This is a genomic window from Halobellus rufus (assembly GCF_000739575.1).
GTDB lineage: Archaea > Halobacteriota > Halobacteria > Halobacteriales > Haloferacaceae > Haloquadratum > Haloquadratum rufum.
This window is the reverse complement of record NZ_BBJO01000051.1, coordinates 1-6,914: the sequence shown is the minus strand read 5'-3', so window position 1 is coordinate 6,914 and position 6,914 is coordinate 1. Positions and strand designations below refer to the sequence as shown.

Here is a 6,914-nt window from a genome sequence, read left to right as displayed (position 1 = left end):
TCGCCATCTCTCGGTACCGCGAGTACGTCGCCGACGCCGACGCGAGACGTGCCATCGGCTCCGGCGACCCGCTCGCCCGTGCCCTTGAGAAAATCGATCAGGGTAACCAGCAAGCCCGCGAGTCAGCCCGGAATGCCCAGCGAAGTCGTGGCCGCGCCCGCGGTGACCGGCGCCGCGACGCGAACATCGACCAGCAGGTGAGCGCACTCTGTATCTCCAGTCCCGACCGTGGCTTCCTCCAGCGGATCGTCTCGACGCACCCGCCAATGGAGAAGCGCATCGAACGGCTTCGCTCGTAGATGCCCGGGATACGCGAACTCCTTGCGGTCGTCCTCGGCGCCGCGCTCGGCGTCGCGTTCCTCGCCGCGCCGCGAACCATGCTCCGGATGTCCGTGTTCGTCGGCCCGACCCGTCGACGCCGCGGGGACTACGGCACTGACGAAGCGATTTCTGCCCGGTGGACGTGGGTCGCCCGTGGGCTTGGTGTCGTCTCTCTCGCAATAGCTGCGTTCATCACCTACCAGACGTACGCCTAACCGTCGAACTGCTGGGCGATGTTGGGTCGGTTGTTCTTGGCGGCATACAGTGCATCTTCGTTTCTAAAGCTCTGTTGGGAGTGGAACATCCAGAGTGTCCGTGGACAGAGCCCGCGCTGATGTCCGAGGAGGAGCCATCTCTCCTCTATAAAGAACACGGCTAATCTCTTGTTTTTCGCCTTCTGAAGGCGACCTCCATATCTAAAGCCAACAGAGCTCACAGTCAATCAAAATGGCGACTACTGAAGAACAGACGAATTCCCTCCCAGTAGACGAGCAGTTGACCAAAGTGCTTGTCCACTGTGGTGGTGTTGGTGGTGGTACGGCTCTACTCATCTATACGCAGTCATGGTACGCGGAGAGCCTCCAGGAGAGTCTCCCTCTCTTACTGCTCGGATTGCTCTTCTGGCTAATCACTATTGGTGCGTTCTCTTGGACAATGTGGGAATTTATCATTCCAATATTCGTGGCTCCAGATCGCTAAGGAGAGAACTCGCCCAACTAACTGCAACGGACTCGGACGTGGAAACATGGAACCAAAGATGAACACACACGTGTTCGCGCTGTGGAACAGCCTTTCCGATCACGACACGACACACAGAGATTGTTCGGCGAGATCTCGTCGATACGCCCCAGCCGCCGTGTCTCGAACGGCTCTGTGCAGACCCCTGGGAAGTATATATCGAGGAGTTTCTGGGCAGGGATTTCGATGGTGGACGCAATGAGTCCGAACTCACTCAATCAAAGTGAGTTGTGTCCTTCCGCCCTGATTCACACAGCTATCGATCGAGTGGGAGGGCGACGAAATTAGCGCCGACGCCAGGCGATGTATCCACCCACCGCAGCAATACCGACCACAATCGCAGCTATCGACTGATAGACTGTGGACGCGGGACTCCGCCGCGAGTTCCACTCCTCCATCCAGTCCTCTTCGAGTGATTCGGCCCGGTCTTGGACGTCATCGAACTCGAAGTCGTCGAGGCCGAGTGCTGCGGTTTGGTTTGCGGCGACAGTTGACTCATTATGGACTCTCCAGAAGTGTTGTGCTGTCTCGTTTCCGCGTTCGGGAACTGATGAAACGTTCATCGCGATGGTCTCGCTCGTGCCGGCCACCTCGCCGAGTGGCTCGGCAATACTGTCGAATCCGAGATGGTCCGAAACATCGTTTTTCGCGTCGAGTGTTGCTGCGTACTGGGCGTAGAGCCGCTGGGGATCGACGTCAGTTCCGTTCTCCCGCTGCTCGAGCAGGTCGATGAGGGCTGTTGCATTCGATCGGTACGCGGTCGAAGTGTTCTCGAAGGAGCGAAGTTGCGGGTGCAGTTCGCGTGCGGTTTCATTGAATTCGGTGATTTGGGGTGCTGCCTCGACTGACGCGTTATAGACCGTCGTCCCGTTCTCGCGGACCGTTTTCATCCGCTCCATGTACACGAGCGTCTCGTTGATTGCAGTGGCCGTCGATGATACGTTGGTCGCTGCCGTACTGGCGTTCTGTGACGTCGTGCGGAGTTGATTGATGTCCTCTGCTCCGAGGTCTTGAACAGCCCGTCGTTGTGCGAGTGCTGTCAGGACCGCTTCAGCAGTCGATTCCGAGGTGACACGCTCACCATTTGTGTAGATGTCGATGCCACTGGCCCAGGAGAAGACGTTCTTGTGTTCGTAGACGCTGTACTGTTGTCCGTCAACAGTGATGTCCGCAATATGGGTCGTGTCTTGGTCCAGCAGTACTGGCTGGGGATCTGATGCTCCCTGCGCAAGGGCGCCCATTGGCGTTGCGCCCACCAAGAGCATTATGACTACGAGGCTAGTAACAAGTTTTCTTCCGTTCATCGTCCACGTGGGACCTCACGTTGTGCCGATAAGGAAAGAGATGGAGAGCTACATATACCGAAACTGTGGGGAGCCACCGAGAAGCTGGTCGCTATGTGGTACCTAGCTTTCGGGGAATGAAACTATGAACGAGGAATTATGACTCCTCTCTGCTTTCGATCCGGTAGCAGGGCCAATTCACTCCAAGAAATCGATGTGGATATTTTGCCGTCTCACGTTATGACTCTCATCTCTACTAAACGCGATGACTGCTGGGGGTGTCTGGATTAATTATATGGCTGGCCGGCTCACAACGTGGCGAGGAGATGCGGCGAGTGGTCTTGTTGTTCTTGCTCCGCTTCTCGTCATAGCGTATGTTGTCATATGGATATACAGTGTGCTTGCTAGTTTCCCGGTATTGAATGCTGTGCAGCCACCAATCGTTCGCGTCGCAATCGTTCTCGCCGGGTTCGCTGGGCTCGTCTTGGTCACCGGCTCATTAATGCGGACGACGACTGGAACAATCGTTGAAGCCACACTGGATACGCTCGTGAATCGTATCCCTGGATTGCGAATCGTCTATAACGCCTCGAAAATGGGAATCGAGACGGTTGTTGACGGCACTGACCACCTACGCACGCCAGTGCGAGTTGAAACGTGGCCCGGGATGTATATGACTGGATTCAAGACTGGAAATCGTGCGTCGGATGGGCGTGATGTAGTGTTCATCCCGACAGCACCGAACATCACAACAGGGTTTGTCGTTGAACTTGAGACGGAGGACGTAACAGAACTCGATGAATCCGTTGAGGATGCCCTCATCCGCATTATTAGTTGCGGGTTTGGAGAAGCCCCACAACCGGATGCTCTAAATGAAGAAGACCGACCACCGAACTCACCGTCACCTACGACAACTGATTAATCCAACGGATTATGATCAACCAAGTCCGGAATATAGCGTCCAACAGGCTTTCGTCGTAAACAGTCAGTACCGAGATAGGGCATAGAAAATAACGACAAGTCCTGCAGTAATAACCAGGCTATCAAGCGTTTGAAGCGCAAGCGATTCACGGGCACCAAGATTGTAGTCTTGCCGAACACCGAGTTGATAGATGATGTCGAGGAGGCCACCGAGAGTGATGAGTGCGAAGCCTCCTGCTGCGAGGCGGAGGCTGCGTTGCTGAATACGAAGATAGGCTCGATAGCTGAGCGCGGTCAAGCTTCCTCCGGCGATGAACAGGAGTGAATTGGCTACGAGGAAACTCCAGAACTCCGGCGGCTCAGCCATGATTATCCACCACTGAGATCAGACGACGAACTGTCACGATGACGAGAGTCTGCGTTCGTATCGTTTGAGACCTCTGTCGCTCCCTTCTCCAGATCGTTCCAGAAATCCGTGAACTTGTCAGAGTAGTCTTTCTTGAGCTGGATATCGATATCGAACTGTCCTTCGTCAACTTGGAACCGTGCCTCCTTGAGGCTCGTTCTGAATCGTTTGTAGTGATGGCCCTCATCGTCGAGTTCCATCTGTTCGTCCAGCATATCGTATTCCTGGAGCGCGTGAATCCGTCGATAAATCGTTGGCTCCGAGACCCCACAGTGTTCGGCGAGTTCGGTGGCTGACAGGGGTTTGAGGCTGGCTAACGCAAGAATTTGCCGAGCAACCTCGCTCCCGAGGACGTCGAACACGTTCTCTGGCTCCCATTCTTTGCTCACAGTCCATGCCACCTCTGCGTTGCTTCCCCGCGTATGTACGATTGAGGGATTGGCTTCACGGTCCGAAGACGTCCCGCAACCGTTCGTATTCAGTTTTTGCTACGGTTGTCGTATCAATCTTTCCTAATAGTGTCGGGTTCCGTAGTGGAAAGGGGCAGGGGTGGGGAAGGGAGCTACAGACGAGGGGTGGGCACGACGAATCGAAGGGTACCTCTAATCTGTTTTCAACCGGCTTTTGAGGTATCGTGATCTCCGTTCACCGTGGGTTTCCGGATATCATAGATACCCAATCAGAGATTTGAGTTCGTTCCTTGTTAATGGGACTCTGGGATTCGCTATCCGAAACCGTGCTTAACGGAGATACCATTGGCGAACGATTGCACGAATAGTGCCCGTGCAGGATGTCATATTGAAGCTTTCACTTCTAGACGAAATGCTGACTGAACTCGTTCGTTCTGTTCGCCAATGGATGTCCGCAATCACGGTCTCGGATGAAACCAAAATCGCCCTTGTTGCGATCGGTGTACTGCTCGTCTTCGGGTATTTCTTCGTACTCCCCCGTCTACGACGTCGCCGCCATTCCCATCCTGCTATCGCGGTCAAAGCACGGAAGGTGCAACAGGATACCTCAAAAGCAGATGACTGGGTTGTTGTCTGCCAAAACTGTGGCGCACGGAATCCCGTCGGATATCGATACTGCCACAATTGTATCAACCGGTTACCTTCGACGGTTCGGAGATCCTGGGACGATGATCGAATGTCTGACCAGTGAATCGCCGCGGGGGTCACGTCCCGGGGCATTCGCTCCGACCAGATGTACACCGCTTCACTACCCGAAACCGGGAAACTGGCTTTACAAACTGTTACCGGGTAGGTAGGGTGGTCCCATATGAAACTCGGCGTCGTCGGTCTCGGCCAAGCGGGTGGGAAAATCGTTGATGCCCTCCTTGAGTACGATCAGCGAACGAACAGCCACATCGTCCATGATGCACTCGCGGTCAACACAGCAACGGCTGATCTCAACGCACTCGAGCACGTTCCAGCGGACGCACGGGTACTCATCGGGCAGTCACAGGTCGGCGGGCAGGGTGTCGGTGGCGATAATGAGCTTGGTGCCACAATCACCACCGAAGATATCACCGAGATCCAGCACGTCATCGACACGATTCCTGTCCATGAAATCGATGCGTTTCTCCTCGTCGCTGCCCTCGGTGGAGGGACGGGAAGTGGTGCCCTTCCCGTCGTCGGCCGGCACCTCAAGCAGCTGTATACTGAGCCGGTTTATGGGCTCGGCATTCTCCCGAGCACCAATGAAGGCGGGCTCTATTCACTCAATGCCGCTCGCTCCTCACAGACTGCTGTCCGGGAACTGGACAACCTCCTTGTCTTCGATAACGACGCCCATCGACAGGCAAACGAGTCACTGACGGGCGGATACACAGCGATCAATCGAGAGCTCGCGACTCGCCTTGGCGTCCTCTTCGGAGCGGGTGACATTGACATGGGAACCGCGAATCCAGAAAGTGTCGTCGATGCAAGCGAAATCATAAACACTCTCAAGGGCGGTGGTGTCTCCACACTCGGATATGCCTCCCAGCCACTCGACGAGGAGAACGGTGCTGAGTCGGCAGGCCTCCTCTCCCGATTTACGAGTGGGTCTTCCCCGGATTCAGCTGGGGGAACGAATCGGATAACAAGTCTCGTTCGCCGTGCAACCCTTGGCCGTCTCACCCTCCCAGTCGAACCCGCCAACGTCTCGATCGACCGCGGCCTCGTTACCGTCGCCGGTCCCAGTGACAGTCTCACCCGTAAAGGAATCGAACGTGGGCGAACATGGGTAGAAGAGCAAACCGGGTGTCTTTCGATACGTGGCGGTGATTACCCACTTCCAGAGTCGAACACGGTCGCAGTCGTTGTTCTGTTTTCTGGTATATCAGGTGCTGATCGACTTCGAGAATTGCGATCAGTCGGAAGTGAAGCACAGACCACGAATTCGGAGAGGGCTGGGTCCTCGGATCGCCATCTCGAATCGATTCTTGGAGATGATGCGGACGAACTCGACTCGCTTTTTTAATACGACATTCTCCCCCAATTTCGGAATGCGCGTCCTCCTCCTTGAGGGCGTTCATGAGTACGCATCTCCGAAAAAATAATCAGCTATTGCTTTACTCGACTCGAAGAGTCCATCAATATGGAAGTAACGTGCTTCACCTGAAGGTTGACCAGTTAGAGGAGCGTTGGGATATACTCCACAAGCGATTCCAAGAGACGATTGACCGAAAATCGAACACCCGTGTTTCAGCTGTTTTCTGTACCTCACTCGAGTAATGGTCCCCGTCGTGTTCGAATCTCGTCGCCGGGCTACTCCCCGGAACCATCAAAACGTAGCCGCGGTCAGCCTTCGCGATGCCGTCATCCTAATCGTTTCCTCAACAGTCACGTCCCGAGCCTTGTCCTCCTCAACGAGTGTCTCGGGAGGATCGTTTTCTTGAGACGACAACGACCTACTGAACAGAAAGCAAGAACTGGGCAGAGCCTCCGGAACGTCCCAGAAGTTCGGGGCAGAGCAGGATATCCGCTGACACCGAGAAAGCTAAACACAGAATACTCAGGACCTTGCCGTCCATCCCGGACAAGATATCGAGTACGTGATCGTCGACGACGAGAAATCCTCGCGGGACCGCGTTGTCCTCGCTCACAAAGAGATCGACACCTCGATGCATCTCCTTACGATACGCAGCTGGTCCGAGCTGTCGAGAGTATACTGTCTCGCTTTGACTGGAACTAGAACGACATCCGGCGTGAGCTCAGTGGAACACATGTAGTCGGTATCACGGACTGAACCTGACGAACCCC

The 6,914-nt window shown here is 55.1% G+C and carries 9 protein-coding genes; 5 read left to right on the top strand and 4 right to left on the bottom strand.

Translation table 11 applies throughout. The features are described from left to right. Together ACP99_RS16795 and ACP99_RS16790 are read left to right on the top strand one after the other, a co-directional pair. A partial coding sequence (locus ACP99_RS16795) for a M48 family metalloprotease (protein WP_156105784.1) occupies positions 1-299 on the top strand: 299 nt, incomplete at its 5' end. After that, complete coding sequence (locus ACP99_RS16790) at positions 300-536, top strand: hypothetical protein (protein ID WP_049987701.1); 237 nt, start codon at positions 300-302, stop codon at positions 534-536. Between the two features lie 807 nt (positions 537-1,343). On the opposite strand, the gene ACP99_RS16785 is transcribed toward ACP99_RS16790, so the two are convergent. Continuing rightward, positions 1,344-2,363 (bottom strand): hypothetical protein, encoded by a 1,020-nt coding sequence (locus tag ACP99_RS16785; RefSeq protein ID WP_231554328.1) that lies wholly within the window; start codon positions 2,361-2,363, stop codon positions 1,344-1,346. A gap of 274 nt (positions 2,364-2,637) precedes the next feature. Here ACP99_RS16785 and ACP99_RS19595 point away from each other — a divergent pair, with 274 nt between their 5' ends. Continuing rightward, the gene (locus tag ACP99_RS19595; RefSeq protein ID WP_081927554.1) at positions 2,638-3,264 is read left to right on the top strand and encodes a DUF502 domain-containing protein; all 627 of its coding nucleotides are present in this window, start codon (positions 2,638-2,640) and stop codon (positions 3,262-3,264) included. A 63-nt stretch (positions 3,265-3,327) separates the two neighbouring features. On the opposite strand, the gene ACP99_RS19590 is transcribed toward ACP99_RS19595, so the two are convergent. Both ACP99_RS19590 and ACP99_RS16775 read right to left on the bottom strand, forming a co-directional pair. Continuing rightward, on the bottom strand, positions 3,328-3,630 hold the full coding sequence (locus tag ACP99_RS19590) for a DUF7521 family protein (RefSeq protein WP_081927552.1): 303 nt from the start codon (positions 3,628-3,630) through the stop codon (positions 3,328-3,330). A 2-nt stretch (positions 3,631-3,632) separates the two neighbouring features. Beyond that, positions 3,633-4,058 (bottom strand): ArsR/SmtB family transcription factor, encoded by a 426-nt coding sequence (locus tag ACP99_RS16775; RefSeq protein WP_049987698.1) that lies wholly within the window; start codon positions 4,056-4,058, stop codon positions 3,633-3,635. A 433-nt stretch (positions 4,059-4,491) separates the two neighbouring features. Here ACP99_RS16775 and ACP99_RS21655 point away from each other — a divergent pair, with 433 nt between their 5' ends. Both ACP99_RS21655 and ACP99_RS16770 read left to right on the top strand, forming a co-directional pair. Then, complete coding sequence (locus ACP99_RS21655) at positions 4,492-4,830, top strand: DUF7577 domain-containing protein (RefSeq protein ID WP_425601223.1); 339 nt, start codon at positions 4,492-4,494, stop codon at positions 4,828-4,830. 117 nt (positions 4,831-4,947) lie between these two features. Beyond that, a complete protein-coding gene (locus tag ACP99_RS16770; protein ID WP_049987697.1) occupies positions 4,948-6,132 on the top strand; it encodes a tubulin/FtsZ family protein in 1,185 nt (394 codons plus the stop codon). Positions 6,133-6,562: 430 nt separating this feature from the next. Here the strand turns inward: ACP99_RS16770 and ACP99_RS21650 are convergent, their stop codons facing one another. After that, the gene (locus ACP99_RS21650; protein WP_156105783.1) at positions 6,563-6,757 is read right to left on the bottom strand and encodes a hypothetical protein; all 195 of its coding nucleotides are present in this window, start codon (positions 6,755-6,757) and stop codon (positions 6,563-6,565) included. Positions 6,758-6,914 lie beyond the last annotated feature (157 nt).